The organism is Nocardia otitidiscaviarum NBRC 14405, from assembly GCF_000308635.1.
Classification (GTDB): Bacteria; Actinomycetota; Actinomycetes; order Mycobacteriales; family Mycobacteriaceae; genus Nocardia; species Nocardia otitidiscaviarum.
The window spans coordinates 1-447 of the sequence record NZ_BAGD01000227.1; the positions used below are offsets into that span (position 1 = coordinate 1).

General features: G+C 66.0%; 1 pseudogene. It reads left to right on the forward strand.

Annotated elements, in window-relative coordinates:
* Positions 1-394 (forward strand): annotated as a pseudogene (locus ON31_RS29435) (DUF2510 domain-containing protein); the annotation flags it as partial.
* Positions 395-447: the final 53 nt, after the last annotated feature.

The following is a 447-nucleotide window of genomic DNA, read 5'->3' on the forward strand; positions in this document are numbered from 1 at the left end:
GTCAGCAACTGCCGCTCCGGCGGTCACGACGACCGGGGCCGCGCCCGCCGGCATCGGGCAACCCTCCGATCCGCGGTGCGCTCCGGCGGCCCAATCGGTCGTCGACTCGGTCGCGGCCGGGCTGAATCAGGCCGGTTACGAACTGCGTAACGGAACGGTGATCGCGAGCAGCGGGCTCACCTACTTCGGGGCGTCGATGTTCGACAGCACGGGGAAGATGAGGGAACGATCGGACGTGTGGGTGATCAAGGACGGCGTCGTGTACGCCTCGACCGGCGGCGCGCGGAATAACACGACCTTCGCGAAAGCATCTGCGGCACCGCTGAATATCTCGCCCGGCGACGAGATCGTTCAGGCGCTCGACAACTGCGTCATCAACCTCACCAAGAGCTGAAAACCTTATCCGGACATGACGAAAGCGCCCCGCCGCAGCGGGGCGCTTTCGTG